17 protein-coding genes, 1 tRNA gene and 1 pseudogene are annotated in these 20,168 nt (G+C 47.8%); 1 reads left to right on the top strand and 18 read right to left on the bottom strand.

Annotation, left to right across the window (positions count from 1 at the left end):
* Positions 1-36: 36 nt before the first annotated feature.
* The 12 genes and pseudogenes from BST96_RS16405 to BST96_RS16350 all read right to left on the bottom strand — a co-directional run bounded on the left by BST96_RS16405 (position 37) and on the right by BST96_RS16350 (position 14,107).
* Entirely contained in the window at positions 37-579 is a 543-nt protein-coding gene (locus BST96_RS16405; protein ID WP_206045358.1) for a DUF1285 domain-containing protein, read from the bottom strand.
* Between the two features lie 2 nt (positions 580-581).
* Complete coding sequence (locus tag BST96_RS16400; protein WP_157117993.1) at positions 582-1,172, bottom strand: DUF4823 domain-containing protein; 591 nt, start codon at positions 1,170-1,172, stop codon at positions 582-584.
* Positions 1,173-1,305: 133 nt separating this feature from the next.
* Positions 1,306-2,487: a phosphoglycerate dehydrogenase gene (locus BST96_RS16395; RefSeq protein ID WP_085759732.1), complete on the bottom strand. Its 1,182-nt coding sequence runs from the start codon at positions 2,485-2,487 to the stop codon at positions 1,306-1,308.
* A 42-nt stretch (positions 2,488-2,529) separates the two neighbouring features.
* The gene (locus BST96_RS16390; protein WP_085759731.1) at positions 2,530-4,410 is read right to left on the bottom strand and encodes a SurA N-terminal domain-containing protein; all 1,881 of its coding nucleotides are present in this window, start codon (positions 4,408-4,410) and stop codon (positions 2,530-2,532) included.
* A 157-nt stretch (positions 4,411-4,567) separates the two neighbouring features.
* On the bottom strand, positions 4,568-4,840 hold the full coding sequence (locus tag BST96_RS16385; RefSeq protein ID WP_085759730.1) for an HU family DNA-binding protein: 273 nt from the start codon (positions 4,838-4,840) through the stop codon (positions 4,568-4,570).
* Between the two features lie 202 nt (positions 4,841-5,042).
* Complete coding sequence (lon, locus tag BST96_RS16380; RefSeq protein ID WP_085759729.1) at positions 5,043-7,481, bottom strand: endopeptidase La; 2,439 nt, start codon at positions 7,479-7,481, stop codon at positions 5,043-5,045.
* Positions 7,482-7,732: 251 nt separating this feature from the next.
* Complete coding sequence (clpX, locus tag BST96_RS16375; protein WP_085759728.1) at positions 7,733-9,028, bottom strand: ATP-dependent Clp protease ATP-binding subunit ClpX; 1,296 nt, start codon at positions 9,026-9,028, stop codon at positions 7,733-7,735.
* A gap of 122 nt (positions 9,029-9,150) precedes the next feature.
* Positions 9,151-9,794, bottom strand: a pseudogene (gene clpP / locus BST96_RS16370) (ATP-dependent Clp endopeptidase proteolytic subunit ClpP).
* 123 nt (positions 9,795-9,917) lie between these two features.
* On the bottom strand, positions 9,918-11,249 hold the full coding sequence (gene tig / locus BST96_RS16365) for a trigger factor (protein WP_085759727.1): 1,332 nt from the start codon (positions 11,247-11,249) through the stop codon (positions 9,918-9,920).
* Between the two features lie 82 nt (positions 11,250-11,331).
* A tRNA-Leu gene (locus tag BST96_RS16360) sits at positions 11,332-11,416 on the bottom strand.
* 191 nt (positions 11,417-11,607) lie between these two features.
* A complete protein-coding gene (locus BST96_RS16355) occupies positions 11,608-13,005 on the bottom strand; it encodes a hypothetical protein (RefSeq protein WP_085759726.1) in 1,398 nt (465 codons plus the stop codon).
* Positions 13,006-13,039: 34 nt separating this feature from the next.
* Entirely contained in the window at positions 13,040-14,107 is a 1,068-nt protein-coding gene (locus BST96_RS16350; protein ID WP_085759725.1) for a beta-N-acetylglucosaminidase domain-containing protein, read from the bottom strand.
* A 184-nt stretch (positions 14,108-14,291) separates the two neighbouring features.
* Between BST96_RS16350 and BST96_RS16345 the strand changes: the two genes are divergently transcribed.
* Entirely contained in the window at positions 14,292-15,092 is an 801-nt protein-coding gene (locus tag BST96_RS16345) for a potassium channel family protein (RefSeq protein ID WP_085759724.1), read from the top strand.
* Between the two features lie 223 nt (positions 15,093-15,315).
* Here the strand turns inward: BST96_RS16345 and BST96_RS16340 are convergent, their stop codons facing one another.
* From BST96_RS16340 to pabC, 6 genes are all read right to left on the bottom strand, one after another.
* On the bottom strand, positions 15,316-16,089 hold the full coding sequence (locus BST96_RS16340) for a TatD family hydrolase (protein WP_085759723.1): 774 nt from the start codon (positions 16,087-16,089) through the stop codon (positions 15,316-15,318).
* Between the two features lie 98 nt (positions 16,090-16,187).
* Positions 16,188-16,547, bottom strand: a complete 360-nt coding sequence (locus BST96_RS16335) for a PilZ domain-containing protein (RefSeq protein ID WP_085759722.1) — start codon at positions 16,545-16,547, stop codon at positions 16,188-16,190.
* A 95-nt stretch (positions 16,548-16,642) separates the two neighbouring features.
* The gene (locus BST96_RS16330; protein ID WP_157117992.1) at positions 16,643-17,632 is read right to left on the bottom strand and encodes a DNA polymerase III subunit delta'; all 990 of its coding nucleotides are present in this window, start codon (positions 17,630-17,632) and stop codon (positions 16,643-16,645) included.
* Entirely contained in the window at positions 17,632-18,273 is a 642-nt protein-coding gene (tmk, locus tag BST96_RS16325) for a dTMP kinase (protein WP_085759721.1), read from the bottom strand. Before tmk ends, BST96_RS16330 begins: the two co-directional genes overlap by 1 nt.
* The gene (gene mltG, locus BST96_RS16320; protein ID WP_085759720.1) at positions 18,260-19,339 is read right to left on the bottom strand and encodes an endolytic transglycosylase MltG; all 1,080 of its coding nucleotides are present in this window, start codon (positions 19,337-19,339) and stop codon (positions 18,260-18,262) included. Before mltG ends, tmk begins: the two co-directional genes overlap by 14 nt.
* Positions 19,332-20,168, bottom strand: a complete 837-nt coding sequence (pabC, locus tag BST96_RS16315; protein ID WP_085759719.1) for an aminodeoxychorismate lyase — start codon at positions 20,166-20,168, stop codon at positions 19,332-19,334. The genes mltG and pabC overlap by 8 nt, the downstream gene beginning before the upstream one ends.

Below are 20,168 nucleotides of genomic sequence, written 5' to 3'. Positions count from 1 at the left end.
TCTTTCTGCGCCCCCGCCTTCGCGGGGGCGACAGACTTAAGCATCCAGCTTAAATTCAACCCCATCACTAGTCACGTAAAAACCCCCTTCTTTTTCTACCGCCAAATCTGCCAGCCGATAAAATACCGCGCGATTTAATTTCGCTGTTAGCTGTTGATCCAAGGCCAAAACCGGCAAAGGCTCACGACCACTGTCTGTGGAAGAAACGGTTAACGGGTATTTTTTTCCAAGGGTATATTGCTCGTCGACATTGCTGGTAAATCGTATTTTTTGATCGACCCGCCCCGGCTCAATGATATCCATATCTACAATCGTTAATGCCGTTTGCTCCACCTGAATACGCCACTTCTCTACTGGCGTTAGCAAGTAATATTCGCCATCTTCTTCACGGCGCAAAATTGACGCAAATAATTTAACCAGAGGTTTACGTTTAATCGCAGTACCTTCATGTACCCAATCGCCATTGGCTTTAATCACAATATCCATATCGCCACTGAGTTCAGGGTGCCAAAGGTGTAACGGCGGCTTGCCCGACTGCCCCTGTAAGTGCTGTTCTAAATCGTTTAATCCACCTGCCATCATTAACTACCGGTTGGTGTATCCGTTAGATTCTCGCCGACAAAAGCAATGGGTTTGGCTAATAACTCCGGCAACTCATTACCCCAAAAATTAAAGTTCGAGGTTTCTGCAGTTAACGTAATTTTGTCGACTGTGGTTTCACTGACCACATCAACAACGGTCAGTATTAACTTCATACGACTATAATTAGTGGTTGGTTCAGCTTCATCCGGTTCGATAATGGCATCCTTTTCAGCAATCTCTATATACACCAAATAATTATTGTTCTGTATTTTGGTTAAAGCCATAGCAGCAGGCAGGGTATCTTTGGACTCACCTCCCACCACATGTTTAAAATAGGGCGACAAGCCATGAGCTACCACTTGGCTCAACATAATGACATCAACATTTTCAACATTATCACTAACGACACTTAATCGGTTATCGGCGGTAATAACCCGGTTGTGCCAACGACTGATTTCAAACTGGTTGATGATGCCAATTTTTCTTGAATAGTGTTCTGTCTGCTCAGCGGTATAGCTTGGCTGACAAGCCTGCAATAGCATCGCCAGTCCAATAAGTAGAACGCCCTTTAGCCCAGTGAACACATTCATAAACCACCCCTTATAATCATTGCTTACAATAAACAGTAGAGCCACCAGCCCTACCTTGTCAACAGTGCCGTTAATCAGCGGGCACAAAAAAGGGCTCTCGAAAGAACCCCTTTAGAGCAATCGGCCAAGGCTATTAGCCAATCAGGCGCACATTAACTACACCTTCAATCTCAGCCATCTGTTTTAGTACGCTTTCCGGTGGTGCGGTATCCACATCAATCAGGTTATAAGCGATTTCATCGCGGCTTTTATTCAGCATATCCACGACGTTGATATTTTCATCAGCCAGAATAGAAAGAATATTACCCAGAATTTTGGGTACATTCCGGTTACTGATCGACAGGCGAACACTCTCACAACCCGGTGTGCGTTCAAGGTTTAATGGCGGGAAGTTAACAGAGTTTTTGATATTGCCATTCTCAAGAAAATCTTTTAACTGGTTTGCCGCCATAACGGCACAGTTCTCTTCTGCTTCATCGGTACTGGCGCCAATATGCGGCGTCAATACAGCCCCTCTAACCCCAATTAATTCCGGCGATGGGAAGTCAGCAATATATTTGGCCAGTTTGCCAGATTCCAACGCAGTGACAACGGCTGAGGTATCAACAATTTCTTCACGCGCGAAGTTTAATAAAATTGCGCCTTCTTTCAGGTTAGACAGTAAGTCACTGTTGACCATATTACGCGTGGCATCTAATACCGGCAGGTGCAAGGTAATGTAATCTGAACGCGAAACCAATGAGGCGATATTATCTACCTTTTTGATATCACTGGATAAACGCCAGGCCGCATCCACCGACAGTGCCGGATCATAACCCGCCACATTCATACCCAAGCTAAGAGCCGTATCTGCCACCATTGAACCGATAGCACCCAAACCAATAACACCCAAGGTTTTACCGGCTAATTCATTACCTTTAAAGCGTTTCTTCTCTTTCTCTAACAGCTTGCTCATTTCAGGGCCGTCAGTCATATCTGATAAGGTACTAACGTATTCAATACCCTCTAGAATACCCCGTGAGCCCAAGGTCAATGCAGATACAATCAGCTCTTTTACTGCGTTGGCATTAGCGCCTGGCGTATTAAAAACTGGAATGCCCTGCTCGGTACAGTAATCCACTGGAATATTGTTATAACCAGCACCTGCGCGACCTATGCCTAAGACTGAAGCTGGAATATCTTCCGGCTTTAATTTATGACTTCTTAGTAATACGGCATCCGGGCTGGAGAATTCACTGGCGATTTCATAGCTATCGCGAGGTAAGCGGTCCAGCCCCTTAAGGGAAATTTGATTTAATGTGAGTACCTTGTACACGGATAAAACTCCTAAATAAAAATATAATCTGACTGAAGACGTTTATAAAATAGTGATTTCTGCGTTGTCTCTCAGCAAGTTGATAAAGTCAGTCATGCTGCGCGTACTGGAATTACGCTCCAGTTCTGTTTTTAAGCCACGCTGTTCAGCAATGGAAAATTGTGCCCAATCACCATTCTCAACCTCTTCAAGCTGGACCACCGCCACATCGCCATTAGAGAGGCTAATAGCTTCAGTAACCACTGCATCACCAGCGGCAGCAGGCAGAGCAAATACTGCAGACATTAAGCTGCGATCTACGCTACTGTTGTTACGATTAACATTCTGTTGTACCTGCCACTCATAGCCACCGGCTTTTGCCACTTCTTGCAGGGAACTGCCCGAAGCGAGAGCTGCAATAGACTCCTGCGCCAGCTGTAAGGCAAGCTCGGTAGACTGACTGGCAGCCAGACTGTCCACAATCGTCGCTTTAACATCAGCTAAGGGCTTGGCTGCAGGTGGTTGGTGCTCAAGCACATTGACAACAATAAACTGGTCCGAGGCAATCTCTATCACTTCACTATTATTGCCGTCTTCCAATACATCCGTACTGTAAGCTGCCGCCAGAACCTGGCTATTAGCCAGTATGCCGGTAGCGCTGGAACGACTGATAAGGCCCGATTGACTAACCGTTAACGAAAGCTCTTTAGCGGGAGATGACAGGCCCTCTGAGTTAAATACCAGATCACGCAAATCTTCAACTGCCTTTATAAAATCCGCCTCAGCAGCGGCCAGTTGCAGGCGCTGGGCCAATACGGGCTTACGGTCTTCAAAAGAAGGTTTGTCTGCCTGCTTAATTTCTGTGGCTTTGATCAAGTGGTAACCCGCATCGGTGAGTACCGGCGCTGATACCTGCCCCAACTCCAACTCAGCCAGAGCTTGTTCAAACTCTGCCGGGAAGGTATCACCCTGGGTATAACCCAGATCACCCGCGTTACGGGCCGAGCCTCTATCATCGGAAAACTCGGTAGCCAACTCTTCAAAGGCATCACCGTTAGCCAGCTTGGCGACCAGCGAATCAGCCCGAACTCTGGCTTCAGACTCATCGCGATCGTCGCTAATTTCTACCAGAATATGAGACACTCTGCGCTCTTCATCCGCAGCAAAAGACTCCATATCCTGCTCATAGGCTAACTGTAGTTCTTCATCTGCAACGGGCTTAAAGAAATCCTGCTGCTTCAGCTCAATATACTCAAGCTTGACCTGATCATCTGATTGGAAGCTATCAATATTAGCCTCGTAGTAAGCCTGTACCTGCTCGTCATCAATAGTGACCTGAGCTGCAACCTTGGCTTTAGGCAGAATAAAATAACGAAAGCTTCTCTGCTGCCCCACAATAGCTGCCACCTGGGCCAACTCTGCATTGGTGACAAAAGCGGAACCGGCAATACCGGCATTAAGCTGGTTGTTGGCCATATCGCTGGACATCAGTTCTTTGAAATAAGCGGAGGTATAGCCATTGCTACGCAAAACATTCTGGTAGAGCTGGGGTGAAAACTGACCATTTTCCTGGAATTGGCTCATACTAACGATCGCCTGATCGATAGCCGCGGGGGATACCACTACAGACTCATCTGCAGCCGCTTGCATCAGTAGACGCTGTTGGATAAGGCGCTCAAGTACGGGGCCACGCAGTAGTTGATCGGTCAGCACTGAGGGGTCTGCATTTTCGCCCATACGGTTAAGTAGCCTGCGGCGCTCCAGGTTGAGGGCCTGATCCAATTCCTGAGCGGTGATATCTTCGCCATTAACGGTAGCGGCCTTAATCGGCCCGCCTCCACCTACCAGGCTATCAATACCAAATAAGGCAAACGGTATAATGATCAAACCTATAATAAATTTGGCCACTAACCCCTGACTATTATCTCGAATATTTTGCAGCATTTAAGCCCCCAATGAGCATTCCTTAACCAAAAAAAGCGCATCGTAAGATGCGCCTTTTAAAATTCAAATATTAACTTCTATTTTGTAATTATTGTCGCTTTCTTTTGGATTGACCTACTGTCTCAACGGCTGTTGCAACAGCAGGCCGAAAAGACAATTAATTAACAGCGTCTTTTAACGCTTTACCCGCTTTAAAGCCAGGTACTTTAGCCGCTTTAATCTGGATTTCCGCACCCGTTTGTGGGTTGCGACCCGTACGTGCTGCACGGTCTTTTACAGAGAAAGTACCAAAGCCTACTAATACAACCTGATCATCTTCTTTTAACGCACCAGTGATGGTATCAACCATCGCATCCAATGCACGACCAGCAGCCGCTTTAGGTAGGTCGGCAGATGCCGCAATTGCTTCAATCAGCTCAGATTTATTCACACTTATCCCCTTTAAGAATATTCGTCTTTAGTCCCATCGTTATTATCAACTGACAGCCTGCACACTCTGTAGTCAGTGATAACAAAAACTAAAGCCAAGAATTTGGTTTTCCGTTTTATTATTTCTAATAATTCGGCTTCAATTAATGCAGGACGCAATTTATACCAATTGCGCCCATGCCGGTCAAGCTGAAAAGCCTTATTTAATGGGCCTTTGCCTGAGTTTTTCCGCCCTTTTTAGGTTTTTCTTTTATTGCTGCGGGATTATCCTCAGACTTGCTTAAAAACTCATCATCCGAAAGCGGTTTTGGCATGGTTTCTAATGCGACTTCCAAGACTTCATCAATCCATTTAACCGGCTTAATCACCAGATCAGCTTTGATATTATCCGGTATCTCTTTTAGATCACGGCTATTCTCATCCGGAATAATGACCGTTTTAATACCACCGCGGTGCGCAGCCAGTAATTTTTCTTTCAGACCACCAATAGGAAGCACCTGGCCACGCAGGGTGATTTCACCGGTCATTGCTACATCTGAATTGACCGGAATACCCGTTAACACCGAAACCAGAGCAGTACACATACCAATACCGGCACTGGGGCCGTCTTTCGGTGTGGCACCCTCTGGCACGTGGATATGTAAATCGTGCTCATCATGGTACTTGGCGGGAATACCCAATAACTGAGAGCGACTGCGGACAACGGTAGTCGCTGCCTGAATCGACTCTTGCATCACATCACCCAGCGACCCTGTTTTAACCTGACGCCCTTTACCCGCCACCGACACCGCTTCAATGGTTAATAATTCACCACCTACCTGAGTCCAGGCCAGACCAGTCACCTGCCCTATCTGGTTATCGTCTTCGGCCTTACCATAGCTAAATTTGCGCACACCGCTATAGTGCTCCAAATCATCTGGCGTAATGGTAATGGGGGCCTCCTTCTCAGCCAGAGAGAACTCTTTAACCACCTTCCGACACAGCTTGGCGACTTCTCGCTCAAGGCTCCTAACCCCTGCTTCACGGGTATAGTAGCGTACCAGATCCCGTATAGCGTCTTCGGTGATGGTCAGCTCAGATTCTTTAACCCCATTGTTCTTCATCGCCTTGGGCTTTAGGTAGCGCTGGGCAATATTGACCTTTTCATCTTCGGTATAACCTGGAATACGAATCACTTCCATACGATCCAATAAGGGCGCAGGGATATTCATAGAGTTTGAGGTACAGATGAACATCACATCAGAGAGGTCGTAATCGACTTCCAGATAGTGATCGTTAAAGCTGTTATTTTGCTCTGGATCCAATACTTCCAATAGTGCTGAAGCGGGGTCACCGCGGTTATCCATCCCCATTTTGTCGATTTCATCCAGCAGGAATAAGGGATTTTTCACCTCAACCTTGGAAAGCTTTTGCAGGATTTTACCCGGCATAGAACCGATATAGGTACGACGGTGACCGCGTATTTCTGCTTCATCACGAACACCACCCAGCGCCATACGGACAAATTTACGGTTGGTCGAACGGGCAATCGATTCACCCAGAGAGGTTTTACCCACACCCGGAGGCCCCACCAAACACAACACTGGGCCTTTGATCTTTTTGACACGCTTTTGTACCGCGAGATATTCCAGGATGCGCTCCTTAACTTCTTCCAGACCATAGTGGTCATCTTCAAGAATTTTTGAGGCGCGTTTGAGGTCATGCTTCACCTTGGAGCGTTTCTTCCAGGGGACATTGACCATCCAGTCGATATAGCTGCGAACCACAGAGGCCTCGGCAGACATCGGCGACATCATTTTAAGCTTGTTTAACTCGGCACTGGCTTTTTCTTCCGCCTCTTTGCTCATGCCGCTTTCTTTAATTTTGTTTTGCAGATCTTCAAGCTCGTTGGGTGCTTCATCCATATCGCCCAACTCTTTCTGAATCGCTTTCATTTGCTCATTCAGATAATACTCACGCTGGCTTTTTTCCATCTGCTTCTTAACCCGCCCACGAATGCGCTTCTCAACCTGGAACAGGTCGATTTCAGCTTCCATCAGGCCCATTAAGTGATCAATACGCCCTTGCACGTCGGAGACTTCCAGAATCGCTTGTTTTTGCTCCAGGTCCAAAGACATATGAGCGGCAATGGTATCGGCCAAACGGCCAGGCTCATCAATACCGGATACGGAATTCAGGACTTCTGAAGGGACTTTCTTACTGAGGTTAACATATTTATCAAACTGCCCCATGGTGGCTTGCACCAGCGCATCAGCATCCGCCTCTGATAACGCCTCTGGCTCATCGGCAATGGTGACAGCGGTATAGAAGCTTTCAGTGGCATTAACCGCCTCAAGCTTAGCCCGATAACCACCCTCTACTAACACTTTAACTGTGCCATCAGGCAGCTTAAGTAACTGCAGTACGGTTGAAACCGTACCTACACGGTATATATCTTCTTCGCCTGGGTCATCGATGGAGGCATTCTTCTGGGCTACCAACAAGATCTGCTTGTCATTGGCCATCGCCTCTTCCAGCGCCTCAATTGAGCGTTCCCGGCCAACAAACAGGGGAATAACCATATGTGGATAAACCACGACATCTCTTAAAGGCAATAATGGTAATTCGATGGATTCCATTGTGTCGCCGATGTTTTCGCTCATAGTGGTTCACCCAGTGATTGTAATTTTTGATGTGAGAGAAATGCGTCTAATCGCTTAATAATAGGCGGTTCTGGCAGTTAATCCAGAGCCACGACTATTGTTTTAGAGCTTCTTTCGCCTGCTTAATAGTATTTGGGGCTATAACCCCAGATTACAAGGGAAGTGAGTTTTATTTTATTTAGCTATGAATCGGTAAAGCCCGGCCACAAAAAAGGGCCCAACAGGGCCCTTTTGTAAAAATCATAGACAGCTTATTCGTCTGGAGACGCTGACTTCAACGGTTCCTGCTCCAGGGTTTTGTAAACCAATAGCGGCTCAGACTCACCCTTAATCACAGACTCATCAATAACAACCTTGGAAACCGTGTCCTCAGAAGGAATCTTATACATAGTTTCAAGCAAGACAGACTCAAGAATAGAGCGAAGACCCCGTGCACCGGTTTTGCGCTCCATAGCCTTCTCAGCAATAGCGCGAACGCCATCTTCGCGGAAGTCCACTTCAACCGATTCCATTTCAAACAATTTGGCATATTGCTTGGTCAAAGAGTTCTTTGGCTCGGTGAGAATGCTGATCAAGGCATCAACATCCAACTCCTCAAGTGTCGCAATAACCGGCAAACGACCTACAAATTCGGGGATAAGACCGTAACGAACCAGATCTTCCGGCTCCAAATCGGCCAGCACTTCGCCCACATTTTTGCTTTCGTCTTTGCTCTTAACTTCCGCGCTAAAACCAATACCGCCCTTCTCGGAGCGATCACGAATCACTTTATCCAGACCGGCAAAGGCACCGCCACAGATAAACAGGATATTGGAGGTATCAACCTGCAAAAACTCTTGTTGGGGATGCTTGCGACCGCCCTGTGGTGGCACAGAGGCAACGGTACCTTCAATCAGCTTCAGCAAGGCCTGCTGCACACCTTCGCCCGAAACATCACGGGTAATTGAAGGGTTGTCAGACTTACGGGAAATTTTGTCGATCTCATCGATATACACAATACCCATTTGGGCCTTATCGACATCATAATCGCATTTTTGTAACAGTTTCTGGATGATGTTCTCTACATCTTCACCCACATAACCGGCTTCGGTTAAGGTGGTTGCATCAGCGATGGTAAAAGGCACATCCAATAAGCGCGCCAGCGTTTCAGCCAGTAATGTTTTACCACTACCTGTAGGGCCGACTAGAAGGATATTACTTTTACCGAGCTCAACCTCGTCTTTCTTTGGATCACCAAAGCGCAGGCGTTTGTAGTGGTTATAAACCGCTACAGCCAGTACCTTTTTGGCACGCTTTTGGCCAATCACATACTCATCGAGGATTTCTTTAACTTCTACTGGAGTCGGTAGACGATCCTGACTGGCTTCGCCGGCACTCTCCTGAACTTCTTCACGAATAATGTCGTTACACAGGTCGACACACTCGTCACAGATAAAGACAGATGGGCCAGCAATTAACTTACGCACCTCATGCTGGCTTTTGCCGCAAAAGGAACAATACAGCAGCTTGCCGCCATCATCACCTGTGTCTTTAGTATTGTCACTCATTCAAACTACCCTTTTTACCCTTCTTACTGGCATCTTTGCTACTTCTCAGAACTAAAGATGCTGTCTTTTAGACGATTTTGCAAGCCCTGAAAGCCAAATTTAATGGTTTAGAACCATTGAATCTAGTCATCAGCACTATGTCTACGCTCTATAACCTCATCCACAAGACCGTATTCTTTAGATGCCTGAGCATTCATAAAATTGTCTCGCTCAGTATCACGGGCAATCGTTTCAAAGTCCTGGCCGGTGTGATGGGCCATCAACTGGTTCAAACGCTCACGGATAATCAGGATCTCTTTAGCCTGAATATCAATATCTGTAGCCTGACCCTGAGCACCGCCGCTAGGCTGGTGAATCATAGTACGCGCATTAGGCAGTATAAAGCGCTTGCCCTTGGCACCCCCAGTCAGCAAAAACGCCCCATACTGGCAGCCTGACCGATACACATGGTGCTAACATCAGGCTTGATAAACTGCATGGTGTCATAAATAGACAATCCAGCCGTTACTGAGCCGCCGGGCGAATTAATATACAGATGAATATCTTTATCGGGGTTTTCTGACTCCAAAAACAGCATCTGGGCAACAATGAGGTTGGCCATATTATCTTCAACCGGGCCCACCATAAATATCACACGCTCTTTTAAAAGACGCGAGTAAATATCATAGGAGCGCTCACCTTTGGCAGTCTGCTCCACTACCATAGGCACCAGGCCCAGGTTGTTAATTTCTTGCTGATTAATACCGTGATGATCAAATCTAGACATTCTGGTTCCGCTCTTTCGTTTTTATCAAGATGAATTACATGCGCAATTTATGAAAGCCATAAACAAGCAAGCGACTAAAGTATAGTCGCTTGTTGTTAATTTGTTGCCAAATGATTGAAGAACTTAGTCTTCAGCCGCTTCCGGCGGCGCCGCTGGGGCCATCACTTCTTCGTAGCTACAGGCTTTGTCGGTAACAGTGGCCTGTTCCATCAATTTCTCTACTACGGAGTCTTCCAATACCATGGACTGGATTTCCTGCAACTGCTGTTGGTTGCTGTAGTAATAGTTAATCACTTCTTCCGGATCTTCATAGGTAGAAGCAAAGCCTTCAATTGTTTCTTTGACTTTATCAGGGTCGGCGGTCAGAGCTTCTTTACTGATATAGTCGTTCAGCACCAGACCTAAACGAACACGGCGATCTGCCTGTTCAGTAAACATATCATCCGGCAGTAATGAGTCAACATCCAGAGAGGCTGCCTGACCACCAAACTGCTGGACCATTTGCTGCTTTAATACCGTGATTTCCTGCTTGATTAAAGCTTGTGGAATTTGCAGGTCATCATGGGATGCAACCAGCGAGTCCATCACCTGGTTTTTAACTTTTGCTTTGGTGGCATTTTCCAGCTCGCGCTTCATATTCTCAGCAACGTCTTCACGGAATTTCTCTTCACCACCTTCTTTAACACCAAACTTTTCAAAAAGTTCATCATTAAGCTCAGCCAGCTTCTTCTCAGCAACCGAGTTAACTGTAACAGCAAACTCTACTGCTGCGCCTTTAAGCTCTTCGGCATGGTAATCTTCGGGGAATGACAGCGATAAGACTTTTTCGTCTCCCGCCTTCATACCAACAATGCCATCTTCAAAACCGGGGATCATCGTATTAGAACCCAGTTCCAGCGGTGAGTTATCAGCGGTGCCACCATCAAAAGCTTCACCATCTTTAGTACCGGCAAAATTAATATTGACCTGATCACCTTCAGCGGCAGCACGCTCAACCTCTTCCCAGGAAGATTGCTGTTCGCGCAAGGTTTCAATCATTTTACTGATATCAGCATCGCCCACTTCAGCGACTGGCTTTTCTATGGCCATAGAGCTGTAATCTTTGCTTTCAATCTCAGGAAAAATTTCGAAGGTGGCAACATACTCAAGGTCACTGCCCGCTTCAATATTTTTCGGCTCAATAGACGGCATACCGGCAGGCTTTAAATCTTCCTGGGCAATGGCTTCTGAAAAGCTCTGGTTCATCACTTCCTGCATCACTTCCTGGCGCACACCAGCACCAAAGCGCTGCTTCATCACCTTCATCGGAACCTTACCAGGGCGGAAGCCATCCAGACGGACGGTTTTTGATGCCTTCTGCAGGCGAGCATTAACTTCGTTATCTACACGCTCAGCAGGAATACCCACTGTCAATTTGCGCTCTAAGCCTGAAGTTGTTTGTATTGAAACTTGCATGGAAATTCCTCTGGACCCGCTAGCGTCTTATATGTGCGTCTTAACGGGTGAATGATCACTGATAGGTGATGTTAACAATAAATGGTGCGGACGGAGAGACTCGAACTCTCACACATTGCTGCACCAGAACCTAAATCTGGCGTGTCTACCAATTCCACCACGTCCGCATACCGAAAACGGTATATGCTCAGTTTTTAAACAACTTGAGCTAAATCTACTAAGTAATTGAATTCTCTCGCTAATCGATAAGATTTACGCAACTGGCCTCAATCACAGGGGCCGTGATTTTGCCACAATGCTGTGGTTGGTTCAACAGTCTTATAGAAGGGTTTAACCAACAATATGACTATTTACCGGATTAATTAGGGTAAGCCAGTAAAAAGCTGATTATTTCTGGTGAAGTATTCACCAATGTGACGTCACTGAGCTTGCTGGGTAGCAACACGGCCTGCTCCGGAGACAATATCGAATCCATCAGCAACAAACCGGGCTCAATGGCCATCAACAAGCCATAGTCCTCCGTCTCAGGGAGGGTATACTCCCCCGTCGGCTCCAAACTGACTCTCTGTACCTGGAATTGATCAAAATCGACTATTCGCTCAACAGTGACAGCCGCAGAGTTAAATAGCGGCACATGCGGATCTGGCTCTACTGCTTCAAGATCCATCAACGCCACAGCACTCTCAGTATCCCAATGGCCCTGAGTAAGGACTTTCTGGGCAAAAGACAGAATTAAGCGCTCATAGACGGGGGTTTGAAATTCGACGGTGCGGACCCCGTGCTGCAAGGAGTGAGGTGTCAGGCAAGGGACTTTCACCACATCACCTATCCGCAGCGGCAGTGTATCGGTAAAGGCGTCCATCTCCTGCCTTAACGCCCGCTCTTCACTCGCCAATTGCTTTGGTACCTTTGAGAGCCATGACGACAGTTTCTGCGCCGACACCGGCTCATTCAAACCATAACCGTCCTCAGCCCTAAAAGTATCGATCAGGCTATCAATCTGCCGACGGCAGGCTTCATAGCGCTTAACTGCCAGAGTAAAACCTTCCCTAAAGGCTGAGTCAGAAGCAAAGTTTGAGCGCTTAAGCTGGTTAAAACCGAATTTGATACCACCCTCACCTCCCGGCCAGGCAGTTTTATCGACATGGGTCACCACATAAACTTCGCGCTTTTCCTGGTGCAACTCAAAGTAAAGGTCACCCAGTACTTCTTCCGGCAAAGGGTCGAGGATTTTAAGCAGAATCAGGGTACGCTGCTGCCCAGCGCATAAGCGCTGAGGCAAGGCGGATAAGGCATAAGGCAGCCATATCTGGCACCGACCACTACCAACCGCGGCCACACCTCGCTGCTCGATACCGGTATACCAGATTTCCTGCCCCCAGGGCTTGGGGATATTGAGGCTATTTAGCGGCAAGGGGTGTTGAGGCGATAGCAGCGGTAAGGAGCGCTCAGCGCACCATTGGGCAAAAGACTCGGGGTCATCAGTTCCGGCAAAGTCCAAAGCCTGTAAAGAAGCAGTAAGATCAACCGCAGACTCACTAACCGTAAACGTCATCTCACCAGTCTCTGCCATCAGGCAATAAAAAGCGGATAGCTTTACTACCGGCTTATGTTCCAACCAGTATTGCTCAAAGGGGTAATGCACCACCAATATTAGTGCTGACTGACCACTGGCCAGCAACAGCTCAAGTTCCTGATCAACAATCTTCTCAGGGTTGCTATGGTCAATCTCGACAATTTTACACTCAGGCTTCAAGGCGTTATCTACTCATTATTCTCAATAGGTACAACTAACCGGTCAAACAGTCAGGATCAAAGCGGTAACCACCAGCCAACCAATCAGCCACTTCACGGGCCGCGGGATGGTCAAACCGTTGGTAGAGGTGCAGTTTCTGCTGACACTGCTGCGGGGACAGGCTCGACAAGCCCTCCGTCTGGAAGCAAGGTATATCCTCGGCCAACTGAGCAGCCAATGCACTATCACCCAGCAATGCCAGGCTCTGCTCCAGAACCTGCGCTGGATTATACGCAGCCTGCTGTTGATATACAGCCTGCAAGGACTGCAAAGGTAAACGGGATAATATTGCCTGATTCATAGGGTTAACGATATGCCCGCCAGACCATTGAGCTATCTCATCGGGCCGCCCGGTATAGGGCTGCAAATGCAGGAAGTTACTGGTGAGCCTGCCATCATTAACCGGGTAGTTATCCCAGATAATCGGCTTGCGCCCCAGTATACCAGCCAGAGGTTCCAGATCGGCAGCCGTATACTCGCTGGAGATAACTTTAGCGCCGGTCCAAAAGACCCCGACATCGGCTGGTAAGCCTGCACCAAGCTGGTGGAGGTAGCGCTCAGGCATTTTGCCAAACACCTCTTCCAAAACCGGATCGAAGGAATAGTAGGTGGGGCAAACGATATGAGTGGATGCCTGGCTAACCGCCATAATATCCCCTGCAACCTCCAACTGTCTGGCGGCGAGGCCATCAATATCACCTCGCACATCATCAAACAGGATACATAAGATATCGGGAGACAGCTCATTTAAACGCTTTACTTTATCCTGCAGTTGGCGCTTATCGGACGGGGTATACTCACTTGCCAAGCCCAGAGGCGAAAGCCCCAGCCCCCAACGCAGTTGGTTAGCTCGGTAATGGGATGAGAGCTGGCGTAGCTGCTCAGCAACTTCGGGCTGATGGGGTTCACGCCAGCGACCGCGCAAGTAATCATCCCCTTTAGGGGCATAGATATAACAGTGATATCCGTACTGCCTTAAAAACCCGGCATAACCCTGCCTGGCCTGCCAGGACCACTGGCGGCCATAAAAGCCCTCTATTACTCCGTAAAAAAAATCGCCCATCAGGTAGCGCCCTCACATTGGCAGCTCATGTTACACAAGCAACCAGGACATTAAAACAACTGCCTAATCAGTAACATGCTCGGAATAAGCTATAAGCCACATGAACTACACTATGTTAAAGTAATCAAGCTAAAGCAATCAGGCTTAAAACTCCAACAAGACAAAACCCAAGGCAAGCCAGAGCATGACAGATAAGCATTTTCACAATTGGATTGGGCTTACCGGCGTTGATGACAGCGAAAACGCCCGTGCACGGCAATGGGCCAAGCGATTGGAAATCCCCCTGCTTTTCGTTGCTCTATGGATACTGGTCAGCTGGTACTGGGAATCAACCAAGCATGCCCTTCCCTTTACCGACCAACTGAACTGGAGCCTTTGGCTGTTTTTTGTGGTCGAAACCAGCCTGCTAACCTGGCTAGTCGATGACAAGGCCCGCTATTTAAAAAACAACTGGCTCAATCTCGTGATTATTCTCTGCGGCATCCCCGTGCTATGGCTGCAATCGCCCTATATTGGGGTTCTTCGCTCTCTACGGCTTCTGATCTTTCTAGGGCTAATGCTGCAATTGTCCCGTAGTGTGCGAACCGTGCTATCGAGAAACCATTTAGGTGCCACCTTATTTGTCAGCCTGCTGTTTATTATTATCGCCGGCTACTTAATTGCCGGTGTCGACCCCAATATCTCCAGCCCCGCCGATGGTATCTGGTGGGCCTGGGTTACAGCAACCACGGTAGGTTATGGCGATATTGTTCCGGTAAGTCCTGCCGGCAGGATTCTGGGAGGCTTTCTGATCCTATTGGGTATTGGCCTGTTCTCAATGATTACGGCGAATATTTCGGTGTTTTTTATTACCAAGTCCAAGGAGGCTTTTTATAAGGAACGGCTTAGTAATATCGAGGACAAACTGGAACGGATAGAACAACTGCTTAGTCAGGAAAAAGCCAACCCCGCACAAACCAGCGGCTCTAAGGATAAGCTCGACTAATCCACGCTAAGCCGATTTCAGGTTATTCCGAATCTGTTTAAAAAACGCACTAAGAAAATTGGCAAACAAGCATAATCCTACAATACTTAAAGATGTAGATGTCTTATCCCCTAAGTTCAACCGACATCTTCAGAAGCCCTAACCATAGGCCAATCATTGGCATAATGGGAAGGTTTCACTCCTAATGGTCTTGGCCGGCACCCTCCCCAGAGTGCCGGTTTTTTTATGGCTGTAAAAATAGCTTATCAAAATTGGCTGACGTGATCCCTGCAACTTCTTCTACTGAGATACCCCGCAACTGCGCGATACACTCAGCCACCTCAACCACATACTTAGGCTCATTCTTTTTGCCCCGGTGAGGGACGGGTGCCAGATAGGGGGAATCTGTTTCAATTAACATACGCTCCAAAGGCACCTTTTTAGCGACATCACGCAGGGCCGAGGCATTGTTAAAGGTGACAATGCCAGAGAAGGAAATATAGTAATTCTCATCCAGCGCCTGGGAAGCCATCTCCCAGCTTTCAGTAAAGCAATGCAGCACCCCCGCCACCGAGCTATCACCGTACTGACGGATAATCGACAAGGTATCTTCCCGAGCATCCCGAGTGTGGACAATCACCGGTTTTTTTAACTCGCTGGACAGTTTTAGATGCAGGGCAAAACTCTCACGCTGTAGCTCAGCACTGTCTTTGGAATAGTAATAATCCAGCCCCGTCTCGCCTATAGCGACAACCTCCGGAGCCAGCGCTAAAGCCCGCAAGACCTTGATATCAACCAGCTTATCATCGACATCCATCGGGTGAACCCCCACCGAGGCATTGATCCCCTGATACTGGGCGGCAATATCTATGACCGTTTGCGCATTGGTCATATCCACACCAATACAGAGCATCCGCTCAACGCCCCGAGCTTTGGCAGCATCAATGGCGGCGGCCAGATCGCCGTCATAGGGGGCTAAATCCAGTCGGTCTAAATGACAATGGGAATCAACAAACATAGTATTCTCAAATAATTATTTTCAGTAGATACAATTTTCAGTAGATACAAAAAGGCCCGGTAAAAACCGGGCCGCATAATAACTAAAATCTTAAAGCATTACATGGTATGAGTGGGCCTATCTGACTCCAGCGAACCTGCCAAATAGTTTTCAATCTTATTATTGGCGGTTTCATCCTGGCCATTAAACTGCACACCAATACCCGCAGCTCTATTACCCTGGGCACCTCGCGGTGTAACCCAAACCACCTTGCCTGCCACTGGGATTTTCTCAGGCTCATCCATCAGGTTCAATAACATAAAGACTTCGTCATGAACCTTATAAGGTTTATTGGTAGGAATAAATAAACCACCATTAATCAAGAACGGCATATAGGCTGCATAGAGTACCGCCTTATCTTTGATGGTAAGCGAGAGGATGCCATTTCTTGCGCCTTGAGGCGCGCTAGCCGTATTCATTCCCGTGTCAGACTCCGTCAGAGCGTATAATTTATTAATCCAGTTAGACTAAGAATAGTCCTAAAGCGAGGGATTCACCATCTTTAAACCCGCCTCTACTTGTGAAATTTTTCACAACTTTCCAGTAAGAGCTCTTCTAAAGCCAACTGACGATTTGGGTTAGCCCCCCGGTTAAGGCTATTGATCAACTGATTGACCCGGTCTAACAGATTAAATAAATTCTGTGCGGGGATATTAGCAATGACCGGACGCCACTCATCACCGATACCAGAAGTACCCGCCATGCGGCCAGATATCATTAAGGATAGCTGCCTTGAAAGCCAGACCAGCAAATCGTTTAAATCATGCTCTAACCATTTTTCCGCCAATGTTATAGCGGATACACGGCCGGTCACTAAGGCCAGATAGTCCTTATTCAACTGCTGCAACCGCTCCAACCCACTATCCTCAAGCAAATCCAGAGCAACAAGCGGCCTACCGGCAGCCTTATGCAATAACTCTTCAACCGGAGTTTGAGACGGCACCAGGGTATTGAGCCAAGCCAGGCCCTGCTCCGTTGAGGGTAACGGAAAGTTAACGGTTTGACAGCGGGAGCGAATAGTCGGCAGTAATTGACTGGGGGCATCGGCCAGTAGTAATAACAAGGTATTCGCTGTGGGCTCTTCAAGACACTTAAGCAAGGCATTGGCCGAGTTGGTATTCATCGCTTCCGCAGGGGACAGTACGCATATTTTATAGCCACCCTGCTGGGCTGTTTGCCCGAGCGCCTCAACCAGGGCACGCACCTGATCCACTTTAATTTGCTTGGCTTTTTCTTCTGGGCCTACCCATTTTAGGTCCGGGTGAGTTCCAGCCAAATTAAAGCCACATTGGCGACACTCGCAGCAGGCCATACCCTGCCGTGGTGATTCACACATGAAATAGTGCGCCAGAGCAAGAGCAAAGCGCTGCTTGCCAACGCCATTGGGGCCAGCCAATAACAAAGCATGGGGCAATTTTTTGTTTTGATATAAATCATCGATACGCTGCCATTGCTGCTCCTGCCAGGGAAGCTTTACTGCGATCGAAGTATCTGACAAATCCATTAAGCATTCCCTTGGGCAATCATTTCATCGATAACCTGAGTGAGTGATTGCTGTACCTGCTCGAGAGTCTTGCTGGCATCGACCACACGATAGCGGTCAGGGTTCAAGGTAGCCATATTCAAGTAAGCCGTTCTTACGCTTTCAAAGAAATCTTTCTTTTCCTGCTCAAAACGATCCAGCGCACCACGCTTGCTCGCCCGGGACATACCCACCTCGACGGAGGCATCCAGTAATAGCGTAAAGTCTGGCCTTAAATCCCCCTGTACCCACTGCTCAAGATCAGCAATTTTAGTCATTGGGATACCACGGCCACCGCCCTGATAGGCGAAGGTCGCATCGGTAAAACGATCACACACCACCCATTTACCCGCGGCCAAAGCTGGCTCAATCACCTCGGCAATATGCTGGGCTCGGGCTGCAAACATCAACAGTAATTCGGTATTTTCGGCTACCGCCTCTTCCCTGGGGTTGAGTAATAGCTGGCGAATATCTTCTGCTAACGGCGTACCACCAGGCTCCCTTGTTAGGATAAAGTCAATGCCCTGCTGCTCTAAACGCTGGGCAATAAAATCAATATTGGTAGACTTTCCTACGCCCTCACCACCTTCGATGGTAATAAATAAACCTCTAGTCGCTGACAAGCTTATCTCCGGTATTATTTTTCTTTGGCGCGGATCGGTAGTTTTTTCTGCGCTGCTCTATCTGGTACTTTCTCACCGCCTTTTGGTGCTCTTCTAAAGTATCAGAAAAGTAATGGCTGCCATCGCCCTTGGCCACAAAATACAGCGAACTGCCCGCCTTGGGGTGCAAGGCCGCCACAATGGCCTCTGCACCAGCCAGCGCAATTGGTGTTGGCGTTAAGCCTGAATGACGGTAGGTATTATAAAGATTACTGGCATCTTTTAAATGCCGGCTACGCAGATTGCCATCAAAGCTGGCACCCAAGCCATAAATAATCGTGGGGTCGGTTTGCAGCCGCATACGCTGGTTTAAACGGCGCACAAAAACACCAGCTATCTCTGGCCGTTCAAAGGCTACACCGGTTTCTTTTTCCACCAGAGAGGCCATGATCAGTGCCTCGTAAGGTGTCTTGTAGGGTAGTTTATCGGCCCGCTTCTCCCACTCCGCTGCGAGAAAGGTTTGCAGCTGAGTATAGGATTGACGCAATAACTCCACATCGCTTGTATCGCTATGAAAACGGTAAGTATCGGGAAAGAACAATCCTTCCAGCCGCTCATAAGGCACCTCGATGCCCAGATCAGAGGCTTTAATCGTCAGGGCATCACTGGCAATGGTTTGTTTGAGTTTAGGCTGGGAGCGCAGCGCCGTTAAAACCTGACCCAGCGTCCAACCGGGCACCAGCGTGACCTGATAGTAGCGCACATCACCCTGCTCCAGCTTATCCAACAGTATTAAGGGCGTTAAGCCTTCATCCAGCCAATAGTCTCCCGCCTTGATCACCTGCCCCCTTTTACTGAGGCGGCTGTAGGCAATTAGCCAACGCGGCGAGGTCAACAAGCCCTTATTCGATAAACTATAAGCCAGCGCATTTAAAGAGCCGCCTCTGGCCAGTGTATATTCAACACCGCCCTGAGGAATATTTAACGGCGTGGCTAAATAGCGCTGCATTTGTGAATAGGCCAAAACGATTAGCACCACCACGGCCAACACTAACAGGAACAGTACTTTGCTAAGCAACTTAGGCATGGCTGTTTCTCACCGCTTGCAATGACTGCTGTAGTGAACGGGTGATATCGCCAATCGTTTTTGTATGGCAGCCTATGGTCACTACCGGCACTATGCCCATTAAACTATTGCAGATAAAGACTTCCTCGGCCTGATAAATATCCTCCAGAACGACATCAGCTGTATCACAACTTAATTTTAGCGACGGTGCTAATTGCTCAATAAGCAGTTGCCGTATCACACCATTAACACCGCAGCGGTGTAACCGGGGTGTTAACAAGACTTTATCTTTGACGATAAAAACATTCGACATCGTGCCTTCAACTAAACGGCCATCGCTATCGAACATTAAACCTTCTGTAATTGCTTTATCACGCCATTCAGCACGGGCCAGCACATTCTCCAAACGGGATAAGTGCTTGATACCTGCTAACTGAGGGTTAATCCCCAAACGAGTATCGCAAAGTCTTACAGCAACCCCCTGGCTTGCCTCTACAGCGTAATCGCTGGTTAAACCTTCAACCCTTAGTATTCGGTTAAAGCCTGCATTAGCATCAGGCTGATATCCCCTGCCCCCGGACTCTCTGGTAATAATAATTTTTAAAACAGCCGCTTGTGTAGAAGCCACAGGGAGGATTTTTTCTATATCACTTTCAATGACCGACACATCACAATCAATACCAAGGCGAGCACACCCCCATTGCAGACGCCTTAAATGAAGCGATAAGAACTCCGGGTGACCAGCATTGATTTTTATCGTTTCAAAAAGCCCATCGCCATAGGCAAGACCTCTATCGCGGCTATCAATAGAGCGGGAGAAACTACCATTAACCAATGCATCAGCGGGCAT

The organism is Oceanicoccus sagamiensis (genome assembly GCF_002117105.1).
Classification (GTDB): Bacteria; Pseudomonadota; Gammaproteobacteria; order Pseudomonadales; family Dasaniaceae; genus Oceanicoccus; species Oceanicoccus sagamiensis.
This window is presented reverse-complemented; position numbering and strand designations above follow the sequence as displayed.